General features: G+C 66.1%; 25 protein-coding genes and 1 pseudogene. 13 read left to right on the forward strand and 13 right to left on the reverse strand.

Annotated elements, in window-relative coordinates:
• Positions 1-115 precede the first annotated feature (115 nt).
• The 9 genes and pseudogenes from L3V85_RS03380 to L3V85_RS03420 all read left to right on the forward strand — a co-directional run bounded on the left by L3V85_RS03380 (position 116) and on the right by L3V85_RS03420 (position 10,041).
• Complete coding sequence (locus tag L3V85_RS03380; RefSeq protein WP_272934716.1) at positions 116-649, forward strand: pilin; 534 nt, start codon at positions 116-118, stop codon at positions 647-649.
• 77 nt (positions 650-726) lie between these two features.
• A pseudogene (locus tag L3V85_RS37515) lies at positions 727-1,004 on the forward strand (hypothetical protein); the annotation flags it as partial.
• Between the two features lie 302 nt (positions 1,005-1,306).
• Complete coding sequence (locus L3V85_RS03390) at positions 1,307-1,852, forward strand: hypothetical protein (RefSeq protein ID WP_237678008.1); 546 nt, start codon at positions 1,307-1,309, stop codon at positions 1,850-1,852.
• 244 nt (positions 1,853-2,096) lie between these two features.
• Entirely contained in the window at positions 2,097-2,582 is a 486-nt protein-coding gene (locus tag L3V85_RS03395; protein ID WP_237678009.1) for a GspH/FimT family pseudopilin, read from the forward strand.
• The gene (gene pilV, locus L3V85_RS03400; protein WP_237678010.1) at positions 2,579-3,145 is read left to right on the forward strand and encodes a type IV pilus modification protein PilV; all 567 of its coding nucleotides are present in this window, start codon (positions 2,579-2,581) and stop codon (positions 3,143-3,145) included. Before L3V85_RS03395 ends, pilV begins: the two co-directional genes overlap by 4 nt.
• A 55-nt stretch (positions 3,146-3,200) precedes the next feature.
• Positions 3,201-4,007 (forward strand): PilW family protein, encoded by an 807-nt coding sequence (locus L3V85_RS03405; protein WP_237678011.1) that lies wholly within the window; start codon positions 3,201-3,203, stop codon positions 4,005-4,007.
• Complete coding sequence (locus L3V85_RS03410) at positions 4,004-4,573, forward strand: pilus assembly PilX family protein (RefSeq protein WP_237678012.1); 570 nt, start codon at positions 4,004-4,006, stop codon at positions 4,571-4,573. The genes L3V85_RS03405 and L3V85_RS03410 overlap by 4 nt, the downstream gene beginning before the upstream one ends.
• A 165-nt stretch (positions 4,574-4,738) precedes the next feature.
• Complete coding sequence (locus tag L3V85_RS03415; protein WP_237678013.1) at positions 4,739-9,586, forward strand: PilC/PilY family type IV pilus protein; 4,848 nt, start codon at positions 4,739-4,741, stop codon at positions 9,584-9,586.
• Positions 9,587-9,624: 38 nt separating this feature from the next.
• On the forward strand, positions 9,625-10,041 hold the full coding sequence (locus L3V85_RS03420) for a type IV pilin protein (RefSeq protein WP_272934719.1): 417 nt from the start codon (positions 9,625-9,627) through the stop codon (positions 10,039-10,041).
• Positions 10,042-10,059: 18 nt separating this feature from the next.
• Here L3V85_RS03420 and moaC read toward each other — a convergent pair whose 3' ends face one another.
• On the reverse strand, positions 10,060-10,545 hold the full coding sequence (gene moaC, locus L3V85_RS03425; RefSeq protein WP_237678015.1) for a cyclic pyranopterin monophosphate synthase MoaC: 486 nt from the start codon (positions 10,543-10,545) through the stop codon (positions 10,060-10,062).
• A 53-nt stretch (positions 10,546-10,598) separates the two neighbouring features.
• Here moaC and L3V85_RS03430 point away from each other — a divergent pair, with 53 nt between their 5' ends.
• Positions 10,599-12,164 (forward strand): M48 family metalloprotease, encoded by a 1,566-nt coding sequence (locus L3V85_RS03430; protein ID WP_237678016.1) that lies wholly within the window; start codon positions 10,599-10,601, stop codon positions 12,162-12,164.
• Positions 12,165-12,183: 19 nt separating this feature from the next.
• Here L3V85_RS03430 and L3V85_RS03435 read toward each other — a convergent pair whose 3' ends face one another.
• The 3 genes from L3V85_RS03435 to L3V85_RS03445 all read right to left on the reverse strand — a co-directional run bounded on the left by L3V85_RS03435 (position 12,184) and on the right by L3V85_RS03445 (position 13,930).
• Positions 12,184-12,537, reverse strand: coding sequence for a phage holin family protein (locus L3V85_RS03435; RefSeq protein WP_237678017.1), 354 nt, complete (start codon positions 12,535-12,537; stop codon positions 12,184-12,186).
• 94 nt (positions 12,538-12,631) lie between these two features.
• Positions 12,632-13,096, reverse strand: a complete 465-nt coding sequence (locus tag L3V85_RS03440) for a hypothetical protein (RefSeq protein WP_237678018.1) — start codon at positions 13,094-13,096, stop codon at positions 12,632-12,634.
• Positions 13,097-13,183: 87 nt separating this feature from the next.
• Positions 13,184-13,930 (reverse strand): TerC family protein, encoded by a 747-nt coding sequence (locus L3V85_RS03445; RefSeq protein ID WP_237678019.1) that lies wholly within the window; start codon positions 13,928-13,930, stop codon positions 13,184-13,186.
• 494 nt (positions 13,931-14,424) lie between these two features.
• Here L3V85_RS03445 and L3V85_RS03450 point away from each other — a divergent pair, with 494 nt between their 5' ends.
• Together L3V85_RS03450 and L3V85_RS03455 are read left to right on the forward strand one after the other, a co-directional pair.
• Positions 14,425-14,904, forward strand: a complete 480-nt coding sequence (locus L3V85_RS03450) for a DUF3717 domain-containing protein (RefSeq protein ID WP_237678020.1) — start codon at positions 14,425-14,427, stop codon at positions 14,902-14,904.
• Positions 14,905-14,906: 2 nt separating this feature from the next.
• Entirely contained in the window at positions 14,907-15,212 is a 306-nt protein-coding gene (locus tag L3V85_RS03455) for a putative signal transducing protein (RefSeq protein ID WP_237678021.1), read from the forward strand.
• Positions 15,213-15,227: 15 nt separating this feature from the next.
• Here the strand turns inward: L3V85_RS03455 and L3V85_RS03460 are convergent, their stop codons facing one another.
• The 4 genes from L3V85_RS03460 to purB all read right to left on the reverse strand — a co-directional run bounded on the left by L3V85_RS03460 (position 15,228) and on the right by purB (position 20,642).
• Positions 15,228-15,788, reverse strand: coding sequence for a YaeQ family protein (locus tag L3V85_RS03460; protein WP_237678022.1), 561 nt, complete (start codon positions 15,786-15,788; stop codon positions 15,228-15,230).
• 41 nt (positions 15,789-15,829) lie between these two features.
• Positions 15,830-18,001, reverse strand: coding sequence for a TonB-dependent receptor family protein (locus tag L3V85_RS03465; RefSeq protein ID WP_237678023.1), 2,172 nt, complete (start codon positions 17,999-18,001; stop codon positions 15,830-15,832).
• A gap of 16 nt (positions 18,002-18,017) precedes the next feature.
• Entirely contained in the window at positions 18,018-19,130 is a 1,113-nt protein-coding gene (locus L3V85_RS03470; RefSeq protein WP_237678024.1) for a PepSY-associated TM helix domain-containing protein, read from the reverse strand.
• A gap of 132 nt (positions 19,131-19,262) precedes the next feature.
• Positions 19,263-20,642: an adenylosuccinate lyase gene (gene purB / locus L3V85_RS03475; RefSeq protein ID WP_237678025.1), complete on the reverse strand. Its 1,380-nt coding sequence runs from the start codon at positions 20,640-20,642 to the stop codon at positions 19,263-19,265.
• A gap of 131 nt (positions 20,643-20,773) precedes the next feature.
• On the opposite strand from purB, the gene L3V85_RS03480 reads away from it, so the two are divergent.
• Positions 20,774-21,385 (forward strand): glutathione S-transferase N-terminal domain-containing protein, encoded by a 612-nt coding sequence (locus tag L3V85_RS03480; protein WP_237678026.1) that lies wholly within the window; start codon positions 20,774-20,776, stop codon positions 21,383-21,385.
• A gap of 117 nt (positions 21,386-21,502) precedes the next feature.
• Here the strand turns inward: L3V85_RS03480 and L3V85_RS03485 are convergent, their stop codons facing one another.
• The 5 genes from L3V85_RS03485 to L3V85_RS03505 are packed head-to-tail and all read right to left on the reverse strand — an operon-like array spanning position 21,503 to position 26,953.
• Positions 21,503-22,297, reverse strand: a complete 795-nt coding sequence (locus tag L3V85_RS03485; protein ID WP_237678027.1) for an SDR family NAD(P)-dependent oxidoreductase — start codon at positions 22,295-22,297, stop codon at positions 21,503-21,505.
• Positions 22,294-23,592, reverse strand: a complete 1,299-nt coding sequence (locus L3V85_RS03490; protein WP_237678028.1) for an MFS transporter — start codon at positions 23,590-23,592, stop codon at positions 22,294-22,296. The genes L3V85_RS03485 and L3V85_RS03490 overlap by 4 nt, the downstream gene beginning before the upstream one ends.
• A gap of 18 nt (positions 23,593-23,610) precedes the next feature.
• Complete coding sequence (locus L3V85_RS03495) at positions 23,611-24,828, reverse strand: SAM-dependent methyltransferase (RefSeq protein WP_237678029.1); 1,218 nt, start codon at positions 24,826-24,828, stop codon at positions 23,611-23,613.
• The gene (locus tag L3V85_RS03500; protein WP_237678030.1) at positions 24,825-25,622 is read right to left on the reverse strand and encodes a DUF1365 domain-containing protein; all 798 of its coding nucleotides are present in this window, start codon (positions 25,620-25,622) and stop codon (positions 24,825-24,827) included. The genes L3V85_RS03495 and L3V85_RS03500 overlap by 4 nt, the downstream gene beginning before the upstream one ends.
• A complete protein-coding gene (locus L3V85_RS03505) occupies positions 25,619-26,953 on the reverse strand; it encodes an NAD(P)/FAD-dependent oxidoreductase (protein ID WP_237678031.1) in 1,335 nt (444 codons plus the stop codon). The genes L3V85_RS03500 and L3V85_RS03505 overlap by 4 nt, the downstream gene beginning before the upstream one ends.
• Positions 26,954-26,972: the final 19 nt, after the last annotated feature.

Genomic DNA, 26,972 nt, shown 5'->3' on the forward strand with positions numbered 1-26,972 from the left:
GGTGACGCGTTCGGTCGGCAGAAGGTTGGTTCGGTGGGTGGCACAGATGCTGCGGAAGTTCTCCCGCTCCGGGCAGGTTCCCGGGCGTAACAACCAACCAACCTGGAGTTAGTGAATGAACCGTCGTTCCATCGCACGCAATGTGCAAAAGGGTTTCACCCTTATTGAATTGATGATCGTTGTGGCGATCATTGGTATCTTGGCTGCTGTGGCGCTGCCGGCTTATCAGGACTACACGATCCGCGCCAAGGTGACTGAGGGGCTGACGCTAGCATCTGCATATAAGACTGCCGTCGCTGAAACCTTCAGTTCTGGTGGCCCGCCCGCAATGACTGCTTGCACGAGCGCTGCCACATGCCAGCCTATGGGCATTACCTACCTTGAGAACAACAAGAATGTCGCAAGCATTACTTCGGCCGCGAGCGGAGTTATCACTATTACCTATACCACCGCAGTTGCCCCAGCCACTGCAAATACTCTCCAACTGGTTCCCCAGACTAACGCAGCTGCGCCTGCCGATGTGGATCTGAGCACTGCTGCTGCTGCTGGCGCACCGTTCCAATGGGCTTGCCGTCCCGGCGCGACAAACGCCATTCAAGCAAAGTATCTCCCCGCAAACTGCCGCCCAGCTGCTGCAGCCGCACCCTAATTTGGCTAGTTGGGGGGATGTAGGCTGCTCCAGTAGCCGCCAAACTCAAAATGCCCCGCTGTTGCGGGGCATTTTTCATGGGATTGACCCGTCTGACCTGGGTTGACACCTTTTCCCTCGGAAAAGGCGAGTCGATGGAACCAGACATCAAACGCACGACGCGGGACTACACGCTGGCTTTTAGCTGTCGGTGGTTGATCAGGTAGAAAAAGGCGAGCTGACCTACAAGCAGGCGCGGGAGCGTTACGGCATCCAGGGGTGCTCGACCGTTTTGCTGTGGCTGCGCAAGCATGATCGCCAAAGCTGGGGTTCGGCATCATCTCGGCGTCCCATGCCAGTAACAACCAAAAATCCTCCCCGCGCCCGTGGCGCCGCTGCCCCCCGAGCAGCAGATCAAGGCCTAGGAAGTCCAGCCTCAAGAGGCCAACGAGAAGGCCCGGTTGTTCGAGGCAGTGATCGATGTGCTGAAGAAGGACTAAGGGGTGCGTGTCGTAAAAACCCTTTGGGCAAGTCCTCTCGCAAAACCTCCTCCCGGGGCTGAGCGTGGCGAGGGCTTGCCGCTATTGGGGCATCAGCCGCCATGCCTGCTACCAGCAACTGCATCGCCAGTAGGAGCGCCGTGCGCGCTGCGAGACGGTGATTCAGCTTGTGCGTGGCGTGCGCCTGCGCCAACCCCGGCTGGGCACGCGCGAGCTGCACCACCTGCTCAAGGAGCCGCTGCAGCGGGCGCACGCGAGCCTGGGGAGCGACGCGTTGCTGGACGTGCTGCGCGAGGCTCACATGCTGGTTCAGCCCAGGCGGGCGTATCACAAGACCACCGACAGCCACCACCGATTCTGCCTCCATCCCAACCTGCTCAAGGACGGACCGAGTCAGGTGCGCCCTACCGGTAGCGAGCAGGTGTGGGTGGCGGACATCACGTACCTGCCCACCAATCGGAGGTTCGTGTACCTGAGCCTAGTGACGGATGCATGGTCACGCAAGATCGTGGGCCATCATGTGCACGACAGGCAGCGGATAGGCGATCGACTTTCCGCGCTCTCGGATTCGAGAGCACACCCTCAAGATGCCAGCGCCATGCTTCGAGACTCTGCTCGACCTCGTTGGTGTAGAGACGCCTTCAGCGATGAGGACGCCAAGTTGATTCGACCGGGAGCGGCGCCTTCGAAGGGTGTACTCCAGCAACGGATGGGTCGACTTTGACGAGGCTGTTGCCCGGAATGCTTGCGAGATCGGTCCTTAGGTCTGCTGTTGCACTCACACCATTCCTTTGTGTAGGTGGTCCGCATTCAGCGCCACTAAGGCGCAATCACGAGTTTTCTGACAAACGGTTGTTATCCGGATAGCGAGCGGTCCGCAGTGTCATTAACAATTTCCAAGCCAAAGATTACGATCTGAAACACTATTAACTTGATCTGGCACAAGGGCCGACAGCTCCCGGCGCTCAATGAAAAACTTGACTTTGTCATCGCGGGAGCAGGAGGGCTTCACTCTGATCGAGATGATGGTTGTCGTCGTCTTGGTGGCCATTTTGGCCGCACTGGCGATGCCGTCGTTCACGGCAATGATCGCCAATCAACGGGTGACTTCCGCGGCGCAGGAGTTGCAGACCCTGCTCCAGTACGCCCGCGCGGAAGGTGTCTACAAGCGCACGCAAAGCACCGTGACCGCCACGGACCAGACGTGGCAGGCCAAGGCCGGTACGCAGGTGCTGCGCGAGGCCACGCTGTCCGATTCGGTCACTGTCGAGGCCGGATCTTCTGGCGGAGTGATCTTCGAGGCAACGGGCCAGGCTCGGCCCGCTTCCGGTGGCGGCACCTTGTACTCGGTGTCAATTTCCGGAACCAACGCATCTCGCGTGCAGTGCCTCACTGTGACCGGCGCGGGCTTGGTGCGGCTGAAAAGCGCGGCAACCAAGCAAGACTGCTCATGAGTTTCGGCATTTCCGTCACGGTTTCTTCCATGAATATCCCTCGCTCCACATCATCGTCCCGGCAAGCGGGCATGAGCCTCATCGAGGTACTCATGGCGGTCCTGCTCGTGAGCATCGGCCTGCTGGGCGCCGCGGGCATGCATGTGCGCGCCATCCAGTACACCTCCGACACCGAGCGCCGCCAGATGGCCTCGATGGTGGCCTCCGAGCTGATGGAGACGATGCGCGGCGACACGCTCACCTTGCTGCAGGGCAATGGCGTGCCCAAGACCGATCTCGGCGGCTACGCGAAGGCGAAGGGAACCGCGTTGGCGACCGTCACGGACGACGACTGCAAGCCGCTGGCCGCGACACCCGCCAAGCGGCTGGGTTGCTGGGGCGCGCGCGCCAAACAGCTCATGCCCGACCTGGTCGATGACGTTCTCACCAAAGACTTTACCGTCGGCCTGGATGCGACGAGCGGGGTGATCTCGATCACCGTGGCCTGGCCGGTCAACAAGGGCCAGTGCCTGGATGGATCCGACAATGACTATTGCTCCTACACATTGCGCTCGAGGCTCTGAACTCGTGTCGGGCACCTGCTTTCGAACACGCGGCGGCGCCGGCCGCCGCTCCCTGGTGGCTGTCGAGCGAGGCATTTCGCTGGTGGAGCTCATGGTGGCGATGGCCGTGGGCCTCGTCGTCGTGCTGATTGCCGGCACGATCTATGTGGAGGGCCTGCGTAACTTCGGCTTCCGCGCCGGCCAGAGCGAGAACCTCGGCAACAGCCGCTACGCGCTCGGCACCCTGGACAACGAATTCACGAAGGCCGGCTACCGGCGCGATCCGACGCAGGCCATGGACGAGGCCTTTCCCGCCGACGGTGCGGCGCATCCCAACGGTTGCCAATTCGCCGTGGGGCAGGCGATCTATGCGGTGGACGCCAACACCTTGTGCATTCGCTACCAGGCACGCGACGACAACGAGAAAGACTGCGCCGGTTCCGCGGCCGGCATCGCCGGCCTGAAGGCTTACGAGGCGCCGTCGGCCCCGGCCCTGGGCGCAGGCATGTTCGTCGAAAAGTACCTTCTTCTGGACGGCAAGCTGGTGTGCCGCGCCGGCAAGCCGTCCGTCGACACGCAGGTGGCCGACGGGGTGCGCGGCGTGTTCTTCGAGTTCGGCGTCGGCAAGGGCAGCGACTCGTTCGCCGAACGGCGCGTGGAAGAGTTCAAGACGAGCACGCCCGCGGCCGATGACGCCATCAGGTCCTTGCGCTACGCCATCCTTTTGGCGAGTTCCGCGGAAAAGATCACCGCAGGCATGGAGTCCTCCGTCTGTGGCCGCTGGGAGAGCGTGGGCGGCGCCAAGGCCAGCTGCGACACCAGCAAGGGTCAGCTCTATCAGCTGGCGAGCGGCTCCCTCACGCTGAGAAACCTGATGCCATGAGCGCACGTCACATTCCGATTTCGTCCCCGCAGTTGCGCCAGCGCGGCGCAGCGCTGTTCGTTGCCATGGTCATGATGCTGCTGGTGCTGGTATTGGCCGTGGTCGGCATGCGCACCGTCACGCTCGAATCGCGCATCGCCGGCAACATGCTCGAGAGCCAGAAGCAGCAGGAAACGGCGGACGGCGCGTTGCGCGAAGGCGAGCGCGTCATCCAGGCGTACGGCATATCACTCTCGAAGTGCGCTGACGGCTCGACCAGCCCGGTCGACACCGCCAAGAAGCCCTGCTATGTCGCCGACGCACGTGTGGACGGCTCCCTGAATACCTCGTTCGGCGTCAAGGCCTCGGCTGCCGGCTTCGAGAACCCATACGGCTACTGGTATCCGCGCTACATCTCCACCGTCTGTCCCAAGGGTTCGAGCGCCACATCGGCGCTCGAAGCAGCAAGCACCGGTTGCACCGAGTTCTACGAGCTCAACGCCCAGGCAACGGCCAAAGACACCGTGCAAGCCTGCGGTCCGGATGCGTTCTGCCTTCGCTCCACGGTCAATCTGTTCATCAAATAGTCGAGGAGGGCTGCGATGGCTCGCTCCACAAGTTCAAACCGCTCACCTTTTCGCCTCTTCCATACGGTCGGCTTGCTGGCAGGCGCCGCGGCCCTTCTGCTCGGTCAGCATCTTGCGACTGCGCAGGATGGCGGCGACACCGCCCTGGCACAGACACCTCTGTTCGTGAGCGAGAGCAATCCGCCGCTGAACATGCTGGTGATGGGCCGCGACCACAAGCTCTACTACGAGGCCTATAACGACGCCTCCGACCTGAACGGCGACGGCGTGATCGACGTGGGCTACAAGCCCAACCAGATCGACTACTACGGCTACTTCAACAACAACGCCTGCTACGAATACGCCAACAACAAGTTCTCGCCCGTCGCAGTCGCCACGGGCGCCAAGAAAAAGATCTGTGCCGGCGGAACGCGCTGGAGCGGCGACTTTCTGAACTACCTCTCCACGTCCCGCATGGACGCCATCCGCCGGGTGCTCTATGGCGGAATGCGCGTGACCGACACCACCAGCAGTACGGTTCTGCAGGCGGCCTATGTGCCTCGCGATGCCCATGCCTGGGGCAAGGCCTACGACCCCGTGCGCGACGGCGCCGTCTACAACATCAGCGACTATGCGCCGCTGGCGCAGCCAGCGAGCGGCACCCGCCATCTCTTTGCCGTGACGACGCTGGGTGAAAGCGACGACAACGCGATTCCTCGACTGCGAGTCCTCAACGACTCGAAGTTCCAGATCTGGGACTGGGTGTCCAAGGAAGGAACTGCCGGGCAGGACGTTTGCCTGGGCGGGGTGCAATGCGCGGCGGATGCAGGCTCGACATTCGACATGCTGCCCGCCACCGTTTTCCAGAACCTGACCATCAAGACGTGGAAGAAGACGAACAACAGCACGGCGACGCCCACGAGCGCGTCGCAGATGATCACCTTCTTCACTTCGAACGGCATCAGCACCAACCTGTGCGGCTCAAGCTCGATCAGCGTGATCGACACCACTGGCGGCAATAACAACCCGTTTGCCGGCACCAACGGCTGCACTCACGACAACTACCTGACCGAGATCGCCGGCGAGATCAATATTCCAGCTGCCGGGAAATACACATTCGCGGTCGACGGGGATGACGCCGTGGAGGCCACCATCGATGGCACCACCTGGGGCTGGTATGGCGGTCACGGCGCTGACCGCAGCCAGAACGGCCTGCAGAGCCACTCAAAGGACATCACCTTCGCGACGGCAGGCTGGAAGACTGTGAAATTCCGCCACGTCGAGGGAACAGGCGACGACAACTGGGGACTTGCGTTGAAGATCACGCGGCCCGCCAGCACCATCACGACCAACAAGATTCGGGTGGAGGCCTGCTCCAGCACCGACGCCGCCTTGCGCGAGGCCAGTTGCAAGTCCTACCCTAACAATGGTGGCACGGCCATCTACAAGCCTACCGGCTTGCTGCACGACTTCGGCGAGAACAACAAGATGTACTTCGGCCTGCTCTCGGGCTCGTACCAGAAGAACATCTCGGGCGGCATCCTGCGGCGCAACATGAGCAGCTTCGCCGATGAGGTCAATCCGCAGACCGGCGTGTTCCAGACCAACGTTGCCGGCGTCGTGACCAACATCGACCGCCTGCGCCTGATCGGCTTCAACGGCAGCCAGTACAACGATTGCGGCTGGATCACCGACGGCCCCATCAGCGGCAAGACCGACCCGTCGATGTGCGCGATGTGGGGCAACCCGGTGGGCGAGATGATGTTCGAGACGATGCGCTATTTCGGCGGAGCCTCCGGTGCGCACACCCAGTACAACTATGGCAGCGGCGCGAAGGACAGCGCCAGCCCGCTGAATCTCTCCAAGCCCGACTGGATTTCGCCCTACGCGGACAAGGCCAGTGGCGGCGGCGGCTACCAGCATTGCGCGCGCCCCGTGATGACCGTCCTCAGCGACATCAATCCCTCGTACGACACGAAGCTGCCGGGCAGCCGCTACCAGTCCATCGCCGTCAATGCGGACGCGCTGGGCGGCTTCAATGTCGCCAACGAGGTGCAGGCCATCGGCGCGGCCGAAGGCATCCATGGCAAGAACTTCTTCATCGGCCAGTCGAGCTCGAGCAATGCGAACGGCGCACCGTCGGTGAAGACGGTCGACGATCTTTCGTGGGTGCGAGGCCTGTCGCCTCAGGAGCCCAGCAAGGAGGGCAGTTTCTACTCTGCCGGCGTATCGCGCTTCGCTGCCAACAATGCGGTTTTTGGCAATGCCAAAGGCAAGAACCGGTTGATGACCTATTCGGTCGCCATTGCTTCTCCGCTGCCGGAGATTCGCTTTCCAGTGTCCGGCGGACGGTTCGTGACGATCTCCCCCTTTGCGAAGTCCGTGACCGGCTTCAGCATCGATCCCACGCGCTTCGCGCCCACCAATCAGATCGTGGACTACTACGTGGACCGCATCGCCAACACTGGTACGGCCGACACGAACGCCAGCATCAACGAAGGGCGTCCGTACGCGGAGTTCCGCATCAACTACGAGGACGTGGAGCAGGGCGCCGATCACGACATGGACGCAATCTCCCGCTATGTCGTGTCCCTGCAGGCGAACGGCAGCGTGAAGGTCGACATGGTGTCCGAGTACGCCGCGGGCAGCATCGGCCAGCACATGGGTTACGTGATCTCCGGGACCACCCAGGACGGCATGTATCTCGAGGTGCGGGACAAGGACACCGCCTCCGTGTATTACGAACTAAACACCCCTCCCGGCCGTGCACCCGGCTACTGCGTGGGTCGATCCAGCGATTCGGAGTGCATCAACCTGCCGCTGTCGGCCAGCCGGACCTTCACGGCCAGCACAGCCACGTCTTCGGGCAGCTTCCTGAAGGATCCGCTGTGGTACGCCGCCAAGTACGGCATGCCGGGGCGCGACCCGGCGTCGGTGGTGGGCGATCCGGACAACTATTTCCTGGTCACCAACGCCACCACGCTGAAGGCACAGATGACCAAGGCCTTCAACGACATCCTGCAGAACACCAACTCGGTGACAGCGGTGGCGGTGGACGTGCCCGGCGGTACGCTCGCCGCGGGTGCCGATGTCTACCGCACCCGCTTCGAAGCCGATGGCTGGGTCGGCGACGTGATCCGCGAGAGCCTGACCGATACGGGCACCACCGGCCTGAGCTATGTGCGCAAGTGGAGCGCTGCCGAGGTGCTGTCCAAGCGCACGGCGAGCACCCGGAACATCCTGTACGCCGCTGCCGGCACCGACACGCCGACACTGCGGCCTTTCACCTTCAGCGGCATCAACGGGCAGACGGCCGATGCGGCCTGGCTCACGGCGCTCAACAAGAATCCCGCGAACAACCAGGTGGACTCCAAGGCCGAGCAGCGCATCAGCTTCCTGCGTGGCGAGAACGACTCGTTCCGCGTCCGCAAGAGCCTGGCCAGCGGCAAGTCCAACATACTCGGCGACATCGTCAACTCCTCGCCGCTGCGCGTGAAGGGAGCGCTCTACCGGGCGGGCGCAGCTGACACCCTGGAAGGCACCGGCAGCAACTACGCTGCTTTCGCCACAGGCCAGGCGGAAAAGTCCGAGATGATCTACGTGGGCGCCAACGATGGCATGTTCCACGCCTTCCGCGCCGATACAGGAGACGAGTCGTTCGCCTTCATCCCCACGGCGATGCGTAACAACCTCAACACGCTCACCGCGCCAGACTACGGCAAGAAAGACGGGACACCTCATCGCTATTACGTCGACGGCACGCCCGTAGCCTCCGATGTGTATTTCGGCTCGGCGTGGCACAAGGTGCTGATCGGCAGCCTGGGCGCCGGCGGCAGGCAGGTGTTCGCGCTGGACGTCACGAACCCTGCCTCGCCCCAACTGTTGTGGGAGTTCGGGGCCGACACAGTTGCTGGCACCAATCTCAACATGGGCAACTCCCTGCCGCAGCCGACCATTGCTCGTCTCAACGATCCCGCAGGTGGCAAGGGGAAATGGGTCGCACTGGTGCCTGGTGGGTATCAAGGCGGCAACAACAGCTCGGGCGGCGGCGGCGCCAGCCTGTTCGTGCTGGACATCTCGAACGGCAGCGTACTGCGCCGCCTCGACCTGGACGGTGGCATGACGGCTGCCGAGCTGACTGCTTCGCTGCCCCTGGGCAATGGCCTGTCGCGCGTGACTGCCGTGGACAACACCCGCGACGGCAAGGTCGACGTGGCCTACGCGGGCGACCTGGCAGGCAACATGTGGCGCTTCGACATGAGCAGTGGCGATATTTCGGCATGGACGGTGCAGAAGTTCTTCACTGCCAAGGACGCCGACGGCAAGCGCCAGGCCATCACCGCGGCGCCCTACGTGACTAAACACCCGACCGGAAAAGGCGACCTGGTGATCTTCGCCACCGGCCGCCTGCTGACGGCCAGCGACAAGAGCAATCTGCAGCGGCAAACGGTGTATGGCGTCTGGGACCGCTATAGCGACAGCGGTGCAACCGCGCCCACGCCATTGCCGACGGCATCAAAGGCGCGCTCCGACCTCCAAAGCCAGTCGTTCGCTGAACTGGAGGCTGGCTCGGGCAACTTCTCGCTGACGAACAATACGGTGACCTGGTACAAGGCCAACGCAACCGGCAAGCGAGACAGCGACGTCGAAAAATGGGGCTGGGTCGTGGACCTGCCGCGCAACGGCGAGAAGGTGATCTACGACATGACTTTGTATGGACGAGGGCTGTTCCTCTCGTCGGTGCGGACTTCGGAAGACCCTTGTGCGGCGGGCATGGGGGGCACGATCTACGGCATCGATCCTAACGGGGGTGGCCGCACCGACTATGTCGTGTTCGACATGAACGGCGATGGCGTCTTCAATGCTGCCGATGCGATGGCCGGTGGCCAGGTCAACGGCACCGAAACTGGCGCCGGCAAGCAGACCATTCGCGCGGAACGCGTGTTCGACCCCAGCGCGAACGCTGAACGCCGGGTCAATCATGGCTTGCAGTTCGGCCGCCAGAGCTGGCGCAAGCAGCCGCCGAACAGTTGATGTCTCGGGCGAGCGGCATGTATTCAAAGGAGAAACCAGTGCGAAATGCTGAAAAGGGCTTCACCCTGATCGAGCTGATGATCACCGTGGCCATCGTCGGCATCCTCGCTGCGATTGCCTACCCGTCATACACGGAGTATGTGCTTCGGTCCCGGCGGGTGGAGGCGCAAAACCTGCTCAACGACGCGGCCGCGCGCCAGGAGCGGTGGAAGGCGCAGAACGGCAGCTATACAGATACTGTCAGCAAGCTCAATCTGCCAAACGGTGCGGCATCGCAAAACGGCTACTACACGCTAACCTTGAGTGTGGCCAACGATCGCAGCGACGGCGGCTACGCATTCAAGGCCGAGCGCACAAAATCGGATCCCAAGTGCGGTGACTTTACTTTGGATGCCACGGGCAAAAAGGGCATCGCTGCCGGGGGGCCGGGTACGACGGAGACATGTTGGCGCTAGTCGGCGGATATCAGTGCCTCACCCCGCCACCCAACTCCCCGACTTCCCCCCATGCTTCTCCAACACATGCACATCGGTAATCCGCATCCCCCGGTCCACCGCCTTGCACATGTCGTAGACCGTCAATAGCGCCACCTGCACCGCCGCCAGCGCCTCCATCTCCACCCCCGTCGGCCCGACCGTCTCCACGGTCGCCGTGCAGACCACCCGCGGCGCACTCCCCGCATCCGCATCGAGCGCAAACGCCACCGCCACACGCGTCAGCGCCAGCGGATGGCACAGCGGAATCAGGTCGCTCGTCTTCTTCGCCGCCTGGATCCCCGCGATGCGGGCGATGCCCAGCACGTCGCCTTTCTTGGCCGTTCCCGACTCGATCAGCGCCAGCGTCGCAGCCTGCATCTCGATGCGGCCCGTGGCCACGGCCACGCGGTGGGTGGAGGCCTTGCCGGCCACGTCGACCATGTGGGCCTGGCCCTGGGCGTCAAAATGGGTGAGAGTGCTCATGGTGAACGTTCGTTTTGAAGATGCATCATACGAGCCCGAGCCACTGACGAGGAATGCCGCGCTTGACTCCCACTCCCTCCAGAAAACGCCGTATCACGCCCGCCCTGCGGACGTTCTGCGCTACTTTCCTGATAGCGTCCCAGGTGCTGCTGCCAGCCCCCGCGTTGGCGCAGATGCAGGTTCTGCCCGGCCTGGGCGACGGCGGCGAAATGACCGCTAGTGCCGAACGCCATCTCGGCGACCAGATCGCCCGGGAGCTCTATCGCGATACCGACTACATCGACGACCCTGTGGTCGCGGCCTATGTGCAGGACATCTGGCAGCGCCTGCTGGCGGCGGCCCGCGCACGCGGCGAACTCACACCCGAACTCGACGAGCGCTTTGCCTGGACGATCCTGCTGGGCCGCGACCGCAACATCAACGCCTTCGCGCTGCCGGGCGGCTATCTGGGCCTGAACCTGGGCCTCGTCGCCGCGGTCGGCAGCCGGGACGAGCTGGCGACGGTGCTGGGGCACGAGCTCTCGCACGTCACCCAGCGCCACATCTCGCGCATCATGAGCAAGCAGGGCAAGCAGATGCCGCTGATGATCGCGGGCCTGATCCTCGGGATGATCGCGGCCAGCAAGAGCCGCAGCGGCGACGCCGGCCAGGCCGTGATGATGGGCAGCCAGGCGGTCTTCGCGCAGAACCAGCTGAACTTCTCGCGCGACATGGAGCGCGAGGCCGACCGTGTCGGCTTCGGCGTGATGACGCAAGCTGGCTTCGCGCCGCAGGGCGCGGCTGCGATGTTCGAGAAGCTGCAGTACGCCTCGCGCCTGAACGACAACGGCTCGTACCCCTATCTGCGCAGCCACCCGCTGACCACGGAGCGCATCTCCGACATGCAGGGCCGCTTCCAGTTCAAGATGGACACCACCCCGCCGCTGCCGCTCGTCATGGACCACGCAATGATCGCCTCGCGCGCCCGCGTGCTGACGCGGCCCGGTGTCGATGTGCTGCGGCTGTGGGTCGATTCCGCATCCAGCGGCGAGGTCGCAAAGAGCTCGCCGGCGCAGCAGGCCGGCACGCTCTACGCTGCGGCGCTGTCAGCCAAGGAACTGCGCGACTACAAGGCGGCGCGCGCGCTGGTCGAGCGATTGGTGGCGCGCACGGCGGAAGACCTCGCCGCCGCCAAGCAGGCGCGCTGGCTCAGTGCCGAGATCGAACTCGCCGCTGGCGCCCCGGCCAAGGCGGCTGCGCTGCTGGACGCCAAGTCGAAGGAGCGTCCCGAGATGATGCTCGCGGCCGAAGCCGCGACGGCCATGCGCCAGCCGGCACCGATGATCCCCGTGCTGCGCGACTGGGTCGCCGCCAACCCGCGCGATGCGACGGCATGGCACGCGCTGGCGAATCTCTACGGCGCCGAGAACGACACGCTGCGCGCGGTGCGCGCCGACGCCGAGGCCAATGTCGCGATCCTCGACTATCCGGCCGCGCGGGACCGCTTCAAGGCGGCGCAGGAGTTGATCCGCCAGTCCAACAAGCCGGTCGATCACTACGAAGCGTCGATCATCGACACCCGCGCACGGGCGGTGGATGTGCTGGTGAAAGAGCAGGCCGCCGAGCCGCCGCTGAAGTAGCCCGCGCAGGGCTGTTGCTTCAGCGCCGGGACAGCAGCCCGCCCAGCGCGGATTCGATCAGCAGGCCCAGCAGCGAATACAGCAGCGAGCCGATCAGCGCGGCCAGGAAGCCGTTGACGTGGAAGCCGCCGAGCAGCCCCGAGGCGGCCCAGAACAGCAGCGCGTTGATCACGAACAGGAACAACCCGAGCGTGACGATGGTGACGGGCAGCGTCAGCACCACCAGCACGGGCCGCACGATCATGTTGAGCAGTCCGATGACGGCCGCGGCAATCAGCGCTGAGCCGAAGCTGTTGACCTGGACGCCGCTGTAGAGATAAGCCACCGCCAGCAGCGCGACGGCGCTGAGCAGCCATTTGATGATGATGCGCATGCGGCGCAGGATACCCCAGGGGGGCCGAACAAAACAACGAGCCCCGGTGCGTTGCCGCACCGGGGCTCGTCAAAGAAGAGAACGCGAGACCGGGTTACTCGGCCAGTTCGTTCGCCAGCACCAGCAGTGCGCCCATGCCCATCACCGCGCCGGGGAAGGCCCAGCCCGTCTGGTGCGCCGGCTTCTGCTCCGGCGTCACCGGCTCCAGGTCGACGCCGATCTTCGGGCGGCGCGCATCGACCACGTGCATGGCGCCGTGCTCGCGCTTCAGCTGCGCGGTCAGTTCGGCCAGCGGGCCCTTGGCCAGCACCGGCGTTACCTGCCCGCCATTGCGCTCGAGCAGCGGCAGCATCTGCGCCTGCACCTTGCTGAACCACTTGGCGCGCCAGTTCTCGCGTGCGCTGTGGCTCACCCACTTGCTGATGCGATGCGTCATGCGCGGCGCGCAGGCCACGAGCACCCAATGGCGCGCCACGACGCTGTTCGCGTCGGGCGCGAGTTCGGCGAACTGTTCACAGGCGTAGGTGACGTCGTCGATATAAAGAATGATCTTTTCCATGGCTGCTCCTTCAGATAGTTAGAGTGACAGAGGCTGGCTGGTGACAGAAGTTCGCGGTATCGATGTCCGGTGACGGCCGAGCAATGCTCAGCCGGTGGTCACCGGGGTCTCGGGCTTGTTGCGGGCCTGCCGGGCGGCAACCCACTTGCCCACTGCCAACACCAGCAGCGCGCCACCGATACCGGCTGCGTACTTGATCGTGTCGGTCTGCGGAACCTTCGGCACCCAGGTCCAGGCCGCGGCGTTCGCGAGCGCGGGGTCGGACACGGCCATCGTGCCGGCGATCCAGCCGAGCAGCATGCCGCCGGCGGTGATGATCATCGGGAACTTGTCCATCAGCTTGATGACAAGCTGGCTGCCCCAGACGATGATCGGGATGCTCACGAGCAGGCCGAAGATCACGAGCGGCATCTGGTGGCCTTCGCCCGCGCCTTGCGCGGCACCGGCGATGGCGATCACGTTGTCCACGCTCATCACGAGGTCGGCAATGATCACGGTCTTGACCGCGCCCCACAGCTTGTCGCTGCCGGTGATGTTGCCGTGCGCGTCGTCATGCTCGGGTGCCAGCAACTTCACGCCGATCCACACCAGCAGGATGGCGCCGACCAGCTTCAGGAACGGAATGGCCAGCAGCGTGAGCGCGAAGAAGATCAGGATGACGCGCAGGATGATGGCGCCGGCGGTGCCCCACAGGATGCCCTTGGTGCGTTGGTGCGGCGGCAGCTTGCGGCAGGCCAGTGCGATCACGACGGCGTTGTCGCCGCCGAGCAGGATGTCGATCATGATGATCTGACCGACAGCGACCCAGAATTCCGGGGCCATGAACAGTTCCATAGGTTCCTCTTTGTTGTCGCGCCCCAGCCTCTCCCCTCGAAAGGGCGACGACGAAGGCGCATGGCGATGCGTTTCGATTCATCCTGTTCAGATGATCGAAAGCGAGGAATGAAGGCCGGGTGACACCGGGGACTCGCGAACGCTTCGACCAAACCTGCACAGGTTCAAATCGAAGGTCTTGCTCGACGGCGCGCGCGCAAAAAACAATGCGCGTACGCTGCCCGACAGGCCGGAAGTGTTTTGCTTCGTATTGACGACCTGACGATTCGCGCCGTCGTGGACGGCGGTCGGGAGCTACTCCCCTTCGTGGGCGGGATTAGAGCATCGAAGCCCTTGGAGGCGCAACCGAAAGTTTTCAGGGGCTTAAAAAGAATGTCCTCGAAAAGCGCATGAACAGGGGCTTGAATGCTCCTTGTTCTGTAGCAAGCATGGCCCTTCACTGCCTCGGGGAATTGCCGGTCTATGATCCCCGCTCGCTGAATTTTTCATTCTTCATGGCCGCCATACACATCACCGACATCGAGGCCGCCATCAACCACTGGCGCGAGAAATCGCCTTCGCCCGACGGGGTCACGCTGGGCCCCGAATTGCGCGCGCTGGCCGAGGTCTACGCGCTCATGGTCTTTCATCACGAGGACGAGGTCGACGAGGTCGGCTTTCCGCCCAAAGCCTGGGCCGCCTGGCTGGCCTGGTACGAAAGCACGCCCGACACGCCGTGCATCGCGATCTGCTCCACCAGCCAGGGCGACGACGAATGCAAGGGCTGCGGCCGCAGCTTCGACGAAGTGCAGCACTGGCCCGCCATGACGCCGGTCGAGAAGCGCGTCACCTGGCGCCGCATCACCATGGAGGACTCGGCCTGGCGCTTCAACCGCTACGCCGAGCGGGCGCGCGAAGCCGAGCCCGCAAAGCCGCTTTCCGCCGACCAGGACCCCGAGTTCGATCCCGACGACGAGCAGAGCTGGGCCCCCTGAAGATGCGCCGCCTCGCGCAAGCCCCCAACCTCGCCATCGCGACCGTGTGGGCGCACGCATTGCGCGAAGAGGGCGTGGCCGCCACCGTGCAGCGCGAGTTCCTCGGTGCGGTCATGGGCCAGTTGCCGCCCGACCAGTGCCTGCCCGAGATCTGGATCGACGACGAGACCCAGTTCGACCTCGCCAGGCGTCTTCTGCACGAGCTGCAACATCGCCCGCAGCGCAGCTGGCAGTGCGTGTGCGGCGAGCACGTCGAAGGCGGCTTCGAGCAGTGCTGGCAATGCGGCGAGATGATGCCGGCCGCCTGACGGCCAGCGTGAGCCTTACTTCCAGCGCAGCAGCTCGATGTCGATGCTGTTGGTGCCGTCGCCCAGCGTCAGCGTGTTTTCCTGGATCGTCGCCTGCAGCTGCATGCTGCGCTGCGCGAGCGCGGCTAGCGCCTGCGAGGCGTCGGTCGGCACGCGGTAGACCTTGAGGTTCTGCGGCCGCGTGAGCTTGTTCTCGATGCCGCGCCACCAGATCTCGGCTGCGTGGTTGAAGCAATAGACGATCACCTCGTCCGCCTTGCCGCAGGCCTTGATGATGGGCTTGTCTTCCGGCTGGCCGACCTCGATCCAGATCTTCACCTCGCCGGTGAAGTCGCGCAGCCACACGTCGGGCTCGTCGACGTTCGACAGGCCGGCGCCGAAGGCCAGCGTGCCGTCGCCGTTGCAGATGTCCTGCAGCTGGTGCGCGTTGAGCGCGAGCGCGACGAGCCGGATCATCATCCGTTCGTCGGTCTCGCTGGGGTGGCGCGCCAGGGTCAGCGCATGGTCGGCGTAGTAGCCGTGGTCGATGTCGGCCACCGCGAGGGTGGCCTTGAAGATGGTGGATTTGAGGGCCATGGGTGCGCGAGTGTATGCGCCGCGCGCACCCGGTGCCGCTCTTAGAACGCCACAGAGGCCTGCACGTACAGCGTGCGCGGCTGCCCCACGTACTTGCCGCCGTTGTTGTCCACCGAGCGGTTGAAGTAGCGGCGGTCGAACAGGTTCTTCACGCCCACGGCCACCTTGAGGTTGCGCATGTTCTTGCCGAAGTCGTAGCCGGCGCGCAGGTTCACGAGCGCGTAGCCCGGGATGTTGCCCAGCCGGCCGGTCGCGTCTTCCTGCGTGATGTAGATGGCGCCCGTGTCGGGCGAGCCCGGCGAACGCTGCTTCGACTGCGCATACAGGTCGGCGTTGAAGGTCCACGGCCCGCGCTCGTAGCGCGCGCCCAGCGTCGCCACGTTGCGCGAGTAGAACGGCAGGTCGCGGCCCGCGAACACGCCGGCCTTCGAGATTGCCTGCGTGTACGTGTAGGTCGCCGACACCGACATGCCCTTGAGCGACGGATTCAGCTCGGCCAGTTCGTAGCGCAAGGCCGACTCCAGCCCGCGATGCTGCGTGGCGCCCAGGTCGGTCCACTGGCCGTCGCCCACGATGGAGCGGGCCAGCTGCAGTTCCTTGTCGAAGTCGATGTTGAACAGCGTCAGCTCGCCGCTCAGCGCTTCGCTCTTGTAGTGCGTGCCGATCTCGTAGGTGTTGGCCTTCTCGGCATGCAGGCCGTTGGTCGACTGCGCGAGCTGCGCGTACTGCTGAGGACCGAACGACACGCCCGCGTTCGCGAACAGCGACCAGCGCTCGTTCATGCGGTACATCACCGACAGCGTCGGCAGTACCTCGTTGGCGTCGGCCTTCGGCTGCAGCGCGCCGGTGACGCGGCCGTTGGTGAGGTTGATCACGTCGTTGAACGAGCGGATCGATTCATAGCGCACGCCGGGCGTGACCGTCCAGTTGCCGAAGTCGATGCGGTCGTCGATGTAGAACGCATGCGCGGTCGTGCCGCCCTTGCTGGTCTGGTAGGCGGGGTTGGCCAGGCTGTAGGCGTCGAAGCCCGGGCGCGGCCGGTAGTAGGCGCTGCGCGTGGCGGTTTCCTGCGTGTCTTCCTTCAGGTAGCGGTAGCCCACGCTCACCTCCTGCACCACGCTGCCGGAGTCGAACAGGCGCGAGTAGCGCGGCTCCACGGCAAAGGTCTTGTAGCTGCGCGGCGCGGCGGTCAGGCGGCGCTGGCCGGCGGTGGTGCCGCTGCCTTCCTGTTCGATGTGGCTGCCGCGGAACGAGTCGGTGTAGTAGGTCAGCAGCTCGAACTTGTTCACGCCGTCGTTGTGCGTGTACTTGATCGAGCCGTCGGTGCGGCGGCCGGTGAACTCGTCGAAGGGGCGGTCCGACTGGAACGGGTTGGCCGCGAACTGCGCCGTCGTCAGGCCGCCCGGCATGGTGCCCTGGCCCTCGAAGTGATGCAGCGACACCGCGATGTCGTCGGTCTTCGAGAGGCGGTAGGCGCCCTTGAGCATCAGGTCGTCGATGCTCGTGCGGTCGTTGCTCTGGCGCCAGCCGTCGCCGTGCGTGCCCGAATACAGCAGCGCCAGGCCCAGGCCGTTCTCGTTGGTGCCGCCGATGAACACGCTGGGCGTGGTCTTGATGCCGCCGCCGTGGCCGGCGCTCTCGACCCCCACGCTGGCCTCTTCCGCGAACGTGGAGGGAATCGCGCGCGACACGAAGTTGATGATGCCGCCCACGTTCTGGGGGCCATAGCGCACAGAGCCCGCGCCGCGCACCACGTCGACCGCCTCCAGGTTGCCCAGCGACAGCGGTGCCAGCGACAGCTGCGGCTGGCCGTAGGGCGCATAGGCCAGCGGCACGCCGTCCAGCAGCACCGTGGAGCGCGGCGACAGGCGCGAGGTCAGCCCGCGCACGCCCACGTTCAGCGAGATGTCGCTGCCGCCGGTGCCGTTGCTCTCCTGCACCTGCACGCCGGGCACCTGGCGCAGCACGTCGCGCACGCTGGCCGAGCCGCTTTCCTGGATCTGCTTGCGCTCGATGATGGTCCGCGCGCCGGCGTGCTCCAGCACCTTGGCTTCGCTGGGGGTGCCGAGCCAGTCGCCGGTGACGGTGATGGCTTCGAGCGATTTCGATGGTTCGGCCGCGGGCTGCGCCTCGGCGGCAAAGCCCTGCAGGCTCAGGGGCAGCAGCGCCAGGGCGATGGCCGTGCGCTTGTGTCGATGTCTGTGCGTGTTCAAGGAATCCCTCTGTTCTCTATGTTGTCGAATGAATCTGTGGTGCGCGGGCCCGGCGGCGCTCGGCGCGCCGGCGCCACCAGAGCCACACGCCGCTCAGGCCCAGCCCGCCGAGCGCCAGGCCCAGCAGCACCGTGAGCGCCTCGTGCAGCAGGCCGCCCAGTTCGCCCGTGTGCAGCGGATAGACCACCGCCACCATGCCGTTGCCGGCGTCCAGGTCCTGCCACTTGCGCGCGGCCAGCACTTCGCCCGTGACGGTGTTCAGCCATACCGAGCCGATGCCGTTCGGATGCGGGTCGTCGGACAGCCGGAAGCGCACGCGCATCGGCCGGCTGGTCTTGCCGGGCACCTGGATGTAGCCGATGGGCTGGCCCGGAAAAGCCTGCTGCGCGCGGGCCACGAGTTCATCGAGCGGCAGGCGCGGGCCGGTGGCCGCGCCCTTGGCGATCACCGGTGGCTTGACCGGCTGCTGCCCGGCCAGGCCGGAAATGAAGTTGCCCAGCGGCCGCCACGCCATGTAGGCGCCCGTGGCCACCGACACCGCGATCAGCAGCCCGAGCACCGCGCCGCCCGTGCGGTGCAGGTCGAACAGCCCGCGCAGCAGGCCGCGGTCGAGCACGATGCGCAGCGACGGCGGCCAGCGCACGGGCCACCAGAGCACCAGGCCCGTGACCAGCAGGAACAGATAGGCCAGCGCGACGACGGCCAGGATGGCCTTGCCGGTGTCTTCCAGCAGCAGGCTGCTGTGCAGCTCGAACAGCAGGTTGTAGGCGCCCTCGTGGGTGCCGCGCCGGCCTTGCTCGGCGCCGGTGGTGGGGTCGAGGTAGAGCGTGCCTTCCCACTGGCCGCGTACCATCACCCAGAGCGTGTCGCCGGGCCGGCGCGGCGGGCGCAGGGTGAAGTTGGCATCGGGGCCGAACTCGGCGGCCAGCCGCGCGCGCAGCGGCTCGAGTTGCAGCGGGGCATCACCCGTCGAGCGAGCAGTGAAGAAGGCCGGATGTGCGTAGCGGTCGAGCGGCAGCGCCACCACCAGCATTGCGCCGAGCAGTGCCGTGAGGGCGAGGATCGGACCGAGCGTGAGGCCGATCCAGCGGTGAATCCTGAGCCAGAGGCGTCTCAGAGGGGCGCGCATGACCAACAGGGGACGGCGAGTCCCCTAAAACAGTGTTGTTGGCTGGCGCCCCGCGAGGGCGTTGGCTGAAAAAAGACGCGACCGACGTGAAACAGCCGCCCTCAGGCGGCTGGTGTATCGGTACACGAAGGCTTAGATTCTACTGGCGAGCTCCGCCGCCTTGCCCACGTAGCTGGCCGGTGTCATGGCCAGGAGGCGGGCCTTTTCTTCTTCCGGAATCTCCAGCGAGCGGATCAGCCCGTGCAGCGCCTCGGCCGTCACGGTCTTGCCGCGCGTGACTTCCTTGAGCTGCTCGTAGGCGCCCTGCACGCCGAAGCGGCGCATCACCGTCTGGATCGGCTCGGCCAGCACTTCCCACGAGGCGTCGAGGTCTTCGGCCAGCGCTTCTTCGTTGAGCTCGAGCTTGCCCAGGCCGGTGGCCAGGCTTGCGTAGGCCAGCGTGGCGTAGCCGAAAGCCACGCCGATGTTGCGCAGCACCGTGCTGTCGGTCAGGTCGCGCTGCCAGCGGCTGATCGGCAGCTTCTCGCTCAGGTGGCGCAGCAGCGCGTTGGCCAGGCCCAGGTTGCCTTCGGCGTTCTCGAAGTCGATCGGGTTGACCTTGTGCGGCATCGTCGACGAGCCGATCTCGCCCTTCTTCAGGCGCTGCTTGAAGTAGCCCAGGCTCACGTAGCCCCAGATGTCGCGCGAGAAGTCGATCAGGATGGTGTCGGCGCGGGCCACCGCGTCGAACAGCTCGGCCATGTAGTCGTGCGGCTCGATCTGGATGCTGTACGGCTGGAAGCTCAGGCCCAGGCCCAGCGGCGCGGGCGTCTCGATGACCTTGCGGCTGAAGGCCTCCCAGTCGAACTCCGGCCAGGCGGCCAGGTGGGCGTTGTAGTTGCCCACGGCGCCGTTCATCTTGCCCAGCAGCTGCACCGAGGCGATCTGCGCCCGGGCCTTCGACAGGCGCACCGCCACGTTGGCGATTTCCTTGCCCACGGTGGTCGGGCTGGCGGTCTGGCCGTGCGTGCGCGAGAGCATCGACACATTGGCGAACTGGTGCGCCATTTCGCGCAGCTTGGCGATCAGGCCGTCGATGGCGGGCAGCACCACCTTGTCGCGCGCGGCCTGGATCTGCAGGGCGTGGCTGGTGTTGTTGATGTCTTCGCTGGTGCAGGCGAAGTGCACGAACTCGGCGGCGGCCAGCAGTTCGGGCCGGGCCTCGAACTTGGACTTGATCCAGTACTCGACCGCTTTCACGTCGTGGTTGGTGGTTTTCTCGATTTCCTTGATGGCCAGCGCGTCGGCCTCGGAAAAGTGGGACACCAGGCCCAGCAGGTACTTGCGGGCGCCGCCCGTCAGGGGCTTGAATTCGGCGAAGCCGCAGTCGGACAGCGCAATGAACCACGCCACCTCGACTTGCACGCGACGGTGCATATAGCCCTGTTCGCTCATCAGCGGGCGCAACGCCGCGAGTTTGGCCGCGTAGCGGCCATCAAGGGGGGAAAGGGCGGAAACGGTGGAAAAGCTCATGCCTCAATTTTAGGCGGCCGGCGGTCCGTGGGGCCGGCCCGACACATTCGGGTCGATCCGGGCCTCTGGTTTTCCCGTTCACCTAAAATGACTATTAACAAACGTTGTCATAGTTTAGGGAGAGAGCCTTCATGAAACTGATCGGATCGGCCGCCAGCCCGTATGTGCGCAAGGTGCGTGTGGTGCTGGCTGAAAAGCGGCTCGATTACCAGTTCCTGATCGAAGACGTCTGGGCTGCCGACACCACCATCGCCAGCTCCAACCCGCTGGGGAAGGTGCCCTGCCTGATCATGGAAGGCGGCGAGGCGATGTTCGACTCCCGCGTGATCGTCGAATACCTCGACACCCTGTCGCCTGTCGGCAAGCTGATTCCCCAGCAAGGCCGCGAGCGCGCCGAGGTCAAGACCTGGGAAGCGCTGGCCGATGGCGTCATGGACGCCGGCGTACTCTGGCGCCTGGAAGCCACCTGGCCTGGCCGCAATGACGGCGAGCGCAGCGCGGCCTGGATCGAGCGCCAGCGCACCAAGGTGTTGGACGGCGTCGCGGCCATGGCCAAGGGCCTGAGCGACAAGCCTTTCTGCAGCGGCATCCATCTGAGCCTGTCGGACATCGCGGTCGGCTGCACGCTCGGCTGGCTGAACCTGCGCTTCCCCGAGATCGACTGGCGCGCCGACCACGCCAACCTCGCCAAGCTGTATGACAAGCTGATGCTGCGCCCCAGCTTCATAGACACGCAGCCTTGACTCTCCCCCAGGCTTCGCGCACTTCGTGTCGCTTCTCCTTCCCCCTCACCGGGGGCGACACCGGTGGCCCTGCGAAGCCGGTTCCACGGTGTCTCGCGAAGAATCCCTCCGCTACCTTCACAAGCCGGTGAACCGCGCCACCGCCGGAAAGTACAAGCGGTAGGGCAACAGCCGCATCAGCTTCATCCAGAAGGTGAAGCGGCGCGGGAAATGGATCTCGAAGTCGCCCCGGCGCCAGCCCTCGAGCATGGCTTCGGCCGCCTGGGCCGGGGTGATCAGCGCCGGCATCCTGAAATCGTTCTTCGCCGTGAGCGGGGTGTCGACGAATCCCGGCTGCACCACGCTCACGCCGATGCCGCGCGCATGCAGGTCGACGTACAGCACCTCCGCCAGATTGGTGAGCGCGGCCTTGGTCGGGCCGTAGGCCAGGCTCTTGGGCAGCCCGCGAAAGCCGGCCACGCTGCCGGTGATCGACACATGCCCCGCACCGCGCGCCACGAAGCCCGGCAGCACCGCCGCCAGCACATGCAGCGTGCCGACATAGTTGACCTGCTGGTGCGCCAGCATGACTTCGAGCGAGAAGGCATCGGCGCGCAGTGCGTCGTAAGTGGCGGCGTTGCAGAGCACGAAGTCGATCGTGCCGGTGGCCGCCAGCAGCCGGGCGTGCGCGGCCGCCACCGAGGCGCTGTCGCGCACGTCGAGCGGCAGCACGATCACGCGCGGCGGCTGGCCGGCGTCGTTGTGCAGCGCCGCCAGTTCTTCGAGCGCCTCGCCGTTGCGCGCCGACACCCCGACCCGCGCCCCGCGTTCGAGCAGCGCCAGCACCGTCGCCCGGCCGATGCCAGTGGACGCACCCACGACCCATGCCGTCTTGCCCTGCCAGGCGGCGATCAGCGGGTTCAGCGGCTTCAAGGCGCGGCCTTCGGTACCGGCACGGGCTGCGAAGCCGCGGCCGCCGGGCGGATCACCAATGCCCACAGCGAGGCGCCCGCCAGCACCTTGAGCACGCAGGGCAGCAGGCAATAGGCCAGGGACAGCGCCCGCAGCGCCCCCGGCTCGCGCGCGCCGGGCACATAGCCGGCCAGCCCGAGCAGCGGCAGCGCCAGCCCCGCCGCCAGCGCGAGATTGAGCTTGGTCGCGAAATTCCACCAGCCGAAGTAGGCGCCGGCATGCGGCTGGTCGCCGGCCTCGGCGATGATCCCGGCCAGCAGGGCGCTGGGCAGCACCAGGTCGGAGCCGATGGCAAAGCCCGACAGCGCACAGACCACCAGGAACGGCACCGCGTCGCCCGCGCCCATCGCGCCGGCCCAGGCGAACACCGCCACCGACATGCACATGCCCCCGAGCCATGAGCGCGCCAGCCCGAAGCGTCTCACGATACGCAGCCACGCTGGAATCGACGCCGCCGCCATCACGAAGTAGAGGCCCAGGAAAGCCGGTTCCAGCGAGGCCGGGGCGCGCAGCCGGTCTTGCACGAAGAACAGCACCAGCGTGGCCGGCACCGCGCTCGCGATGCCGTTGAGCACGAACACCACCAGCAGCCGGCGAAAAGCCGGCCGGCGCAGCGGCAGCCGCAGGTCGACCGCCGCGTGCGGCGCGGAGCCACGCACGGGCCGCGGCGCCTGCGTCCAGAGCACCCAGCCAATCGCCAGCAGCACGCCGAACAGCGTCACCATCGCGGGCAGCCCCGCCAGTGTGGGGATCACCGAGGCGAGCACCACGCCGACCAGCCCCAGGCCTTCGCGCCAGCCCACGATGCGCCCGCGCTGCAAGGCGTCGCCGCCCAGCATCGCGCCCCACGACTGGTGCGCGATGCTCAGCATGCTGTAGCCCGCGTAGGTCAGCGCCAGCAGCACGGCGGCGGCCACCAGCAGCGCGACGTGGTTCGACGGGTCGACCAGCGCCTGCGGAAAGAACAGCAGCCCGAAGCCCACCAGCAGCACGCCGGCCGCGACGGCGCCGCAGCCAAGCACCGCGCGCGGCGAGCGCGCATGCAGCCGGTCGCTGAGCCGCCCGAGCAGCGGGTCGATCAGTGCATCGAGCAAGCGCGCGCCCAGCAGCACCGCACCCAGCGTGGCCAGCGGCACGCCGAATTCGCGTGCGTAGTGGTTGGGCAGCAGCACATAGAGCGGCAGCGCCACGAAGGCGAGCGGCAGCCCCAGGAGGCCATAGCGCAAGCCGGCCAGAGGTCCGAAGGAAGGCGACACGAAGAAAGGCCGCGCGATCTAGCGCTTGCGCAGCGTGTACTGAACTACGTCGATGTTGGCCTGCGAGAACGCGGCCTCGCAGTAGGCCAGGTAGAACTCCCAGATGCGCATGAAGCGCTCGTCGAAGCCCAGCTGCAGGATCTGCCCGCGCTGGCCCAGGAAGCTCTCGCGCCAGCGGCGCAGCGTCTCGGCGTAGTCGGCGCCAAAGGCGAACTCGTCCACCACCTCCAGCCCCGCGGCCTCGGCCTCGCGGCGGAACTCGCGCGGGCAGGGCAGGCAGCCGCCCGGGAAGATGTACTGCTGGATGAAGTCGGTCGAGTCGATGTAGCGGTCGAACAGTTCGTCGTCGATCACGATGCTCTGCACGCAGGCGCGGCCGCCCGGCTTGAGCAGCCGGCTCACGCTCTGGAAGTAGGTCGGCCAGTATTCGCGGCCCACGGCCTCCACCATCTCGATGGAGCAGACGGCGTCGAATGGCGCGTCCGAGATGTCGCGGTAGTCCTGCAGGCGCAGGTCGGCCCGCAGCCCGGCTGTGCGCTGCTGCGCGAAGGCCAACTGCTCGGTGGAAAGCGTCACGCCGGTCACCGAGGCACCGAAGTCGACGGCCGCCATCTCGGCCAGCGCGCCCCAGCCGCAGCCGATTTCGAGCACGCGGTCTCCTGGCTTCACCGCCGCGAGTTCGAGCGCGCGGCGCACCTTGGCGCGCTGCGCCTCGGGCATCGGCTTGGAAAGGTCGCCCTCGAACCAGGCCGACGAGTAGTTCATCGTCTCGTCGAGCCAGAGCTTGTAGAAAGCATTGCCCAGGTCGTAGTGCGCATGGATGTTGCGCGAACTGCCGGCCTTGCTGTTGCGGTTCATGATGTGCCGCACGCGATAAAGCAGGCGCCCGAACCAGCTGCCGTACACCACGTCCTCGATGGCGCGGCGGTTGGCGATGAACACCTTGATCAGCTCGGTGAGGTTGGGCGTGGTCCAGTCGCCCGCGATGTAGCTCTCGGCGAAGCCGATGTCGCCCGACTTGAGCGCGGCCTTGCAAACGTTCCAGTTGCGCAGCGTGAGCGAGGCGGTGGGGCCGCTGCCCGGCGTGGCGCCGAAGTGCCGCACCGAGTCGTCGGGCAGGCGCACGGTGAGCGAGCCGTAGGCCAGCCGCTGCAGCAGGCCGAGCACGGTGCGCGCCGCGCCGGGCGCGTCCTGGGGCAGCGAAAAGCGGGAGGCTGTGGTGCTGGTGGAAGTCATGAGTTCGCCTGCTGCTGGTTGTCGCGTGAAACGAAGTGGGTGGGCGGCGCCGGCTTGGCGACGAAAGGCACGCGCTTGAGCCAGAGCTTCGCGGCCTGCCAGTGGATGCGCGCGATCAGCCCGAAGGTCATCGCCGGATAGCGCCACAGCGCGCGCCGCACGCTGGCGGCGTTCATGGGGGCGAGCTGGCCGCTCACGCTGGTCTGCAGCAGCGGGCCTTCGGCGTCGTCGTGGTCGATGCGCACCACGGTGCGCGTCAGCTCGGCATCGACGAAGAAGCGGAAGCGGTAGCCGCCGCTGACCTGGCAGAACGGTGAAACATGGAAGGCCTTCTCGGCCTTGAGTTCGGCGCCGTACACGGGGCGGTCGAGCAGGTAGCAGTGGCGCTCGCCGAAGGTGTTGTTGACCTCGACCACGATGGCCCGTAGCACGCCTTCGGGTGTGTGGCAGTACCAGAAGCTCACCGGCTTGAAGGTGTAGCCGAACACGCGCGGATAGCAGTGCAGCCAGGCTTCGCCCGTGGCGTCGTGGATGCGGTGAGCCGCCAGCAGCTCGTCGAGCCAGGCCAGCGCGCCGCCTTGGTGGGGCGCACGGCCGTCGCCGTGGTCGGCGTCGTGGAAGGAAATCGCGGCGCGGCGGTTGAGCGCCAGGGCCTTGCTGCCGTGCGCGCGCAGGCTGCGCATCGGCAGCATCAGGAAATAGGTCGGATAGACGAAGGCGTTGCGCGCCGGGCGCAGGCGTGCATGGCGGACTTCCCCGAAGCCCATCAGCGGCACGGCCTGCGTCGGGGTCATGCCGCGCGCCTCGCCGCCGCGTCGTCGCCGGAAGACAGCCGCGCGCGCAGGCCGGCCGCGGCGGCCAGGCCGGCCTTCAGGCCGTCTTCGTGGAAGCCGTAGCCCATCCAGGCGCCCGCGAACCAAGTGTTGCGCTGGCCTTGCAGGGCCGGCACCTCGGCCTGCGCGCGGATCGCGGCAAGGTCGAGCACCGGGTGGTCGTAGTCGTATTCCGCCATGACCTGACTACGCTGGATCTCGCGGACCGGATTCAACGAAACGACGACCGGCTGCTCCCAGGGCAGCGGCTGCAGCTTGTTCAGCAGGTAGTGCAGGCAGACGCGGCCCGATTCGCGCTCGCCGGCGGCGGCCCGCTCGTAGTTCCAGGCAGCCCAGGCCGAGCGGCGCTGCGGCAGCACGGCGGCGTCGGTGTGGAGCACGGCGTGGTTCGGCTGGTAGCGGATCGCGCCGAGCACGGCGGCTTCGGCGGGGCTGGCGTCGCCGAGCATCGCCAGCGACTGGTCGGAATGGGTGGCCAGCACGACGTGGTCGAAGCGCTCGGTGCCGGCGTCGGTCGCCAGCAGCACGCCGTGCTCGGTGCGGGTGATGCGCCGCACGGGGGTGTTCAGGCGCTTGTCGGGCAGGCCCGCGACGATTTTCTCGACATAGTTGCGCGAGCCGCCGCGCACGGTGCGCCACTGGGGCCGGTTGGCGATCTGGATCAGGCCGTGGTTGTGGCAGAACCGGATCATGGTGGCCACCGGGAAGGCCAGCATCTGCGTGGTCGAGCAGCTCCAGATGCAGCCCATCATCGGCAGGAAATACCAGTCGCGGAAGGCCGCGCCGAAGCGGTTGGCGTCGAGGAACTCGCCGAGCGGCTGGGCCAGCTCGCCCTCGGTGCCGGCCACGGCGATGCGGGTGGTGAGGCGGTTGAAGCGCAGCAGGTCGCGCAGCATGCCTAGGAAGCGGGCATCGAACAGGTTGCGGCGCTGCGCGAACACGGTGTCGAGGTTGTTGCCGCTCCACTCGAGCGGGCGGCCGTCGTCGCGCGTGGCCTGCACCGAGAACGACATGTCCGACGCCGCCGTCTCGACGCCGAGATCGGAGAACAGTTGGATCAGGTGGGGATAGGTGCGGTCGTTGTAGACCAGGAAGCCGGTGTCCACGCCGTGCGCGACGCGGGTGGCGTCGGCGTGTGAGCGCGGAAGCTCGATGGTTGCCGTGTGGGCATGGCCACCGAAGTAGCCACTGGCTTCGAAGAGGGTGATGGCGGCCACGTCGCGCAGCGTGTGCGCAGCGGCCAGTCCGGAGATGCCGGCGCCGATGACGGCGATGCGAGGGGGCTGCGTCATGGCGCGACCCCCGCCCGGC

The sequence above is a fragment of the Variovorax paradoxus genome, from assembly GCF_022009635.1.
Classification (GTDB): Bacteria; Pseudomonadota; Gammaproteobacteria; order Burkholderiales; family Burkholderiaceae_C; genus Variovorax.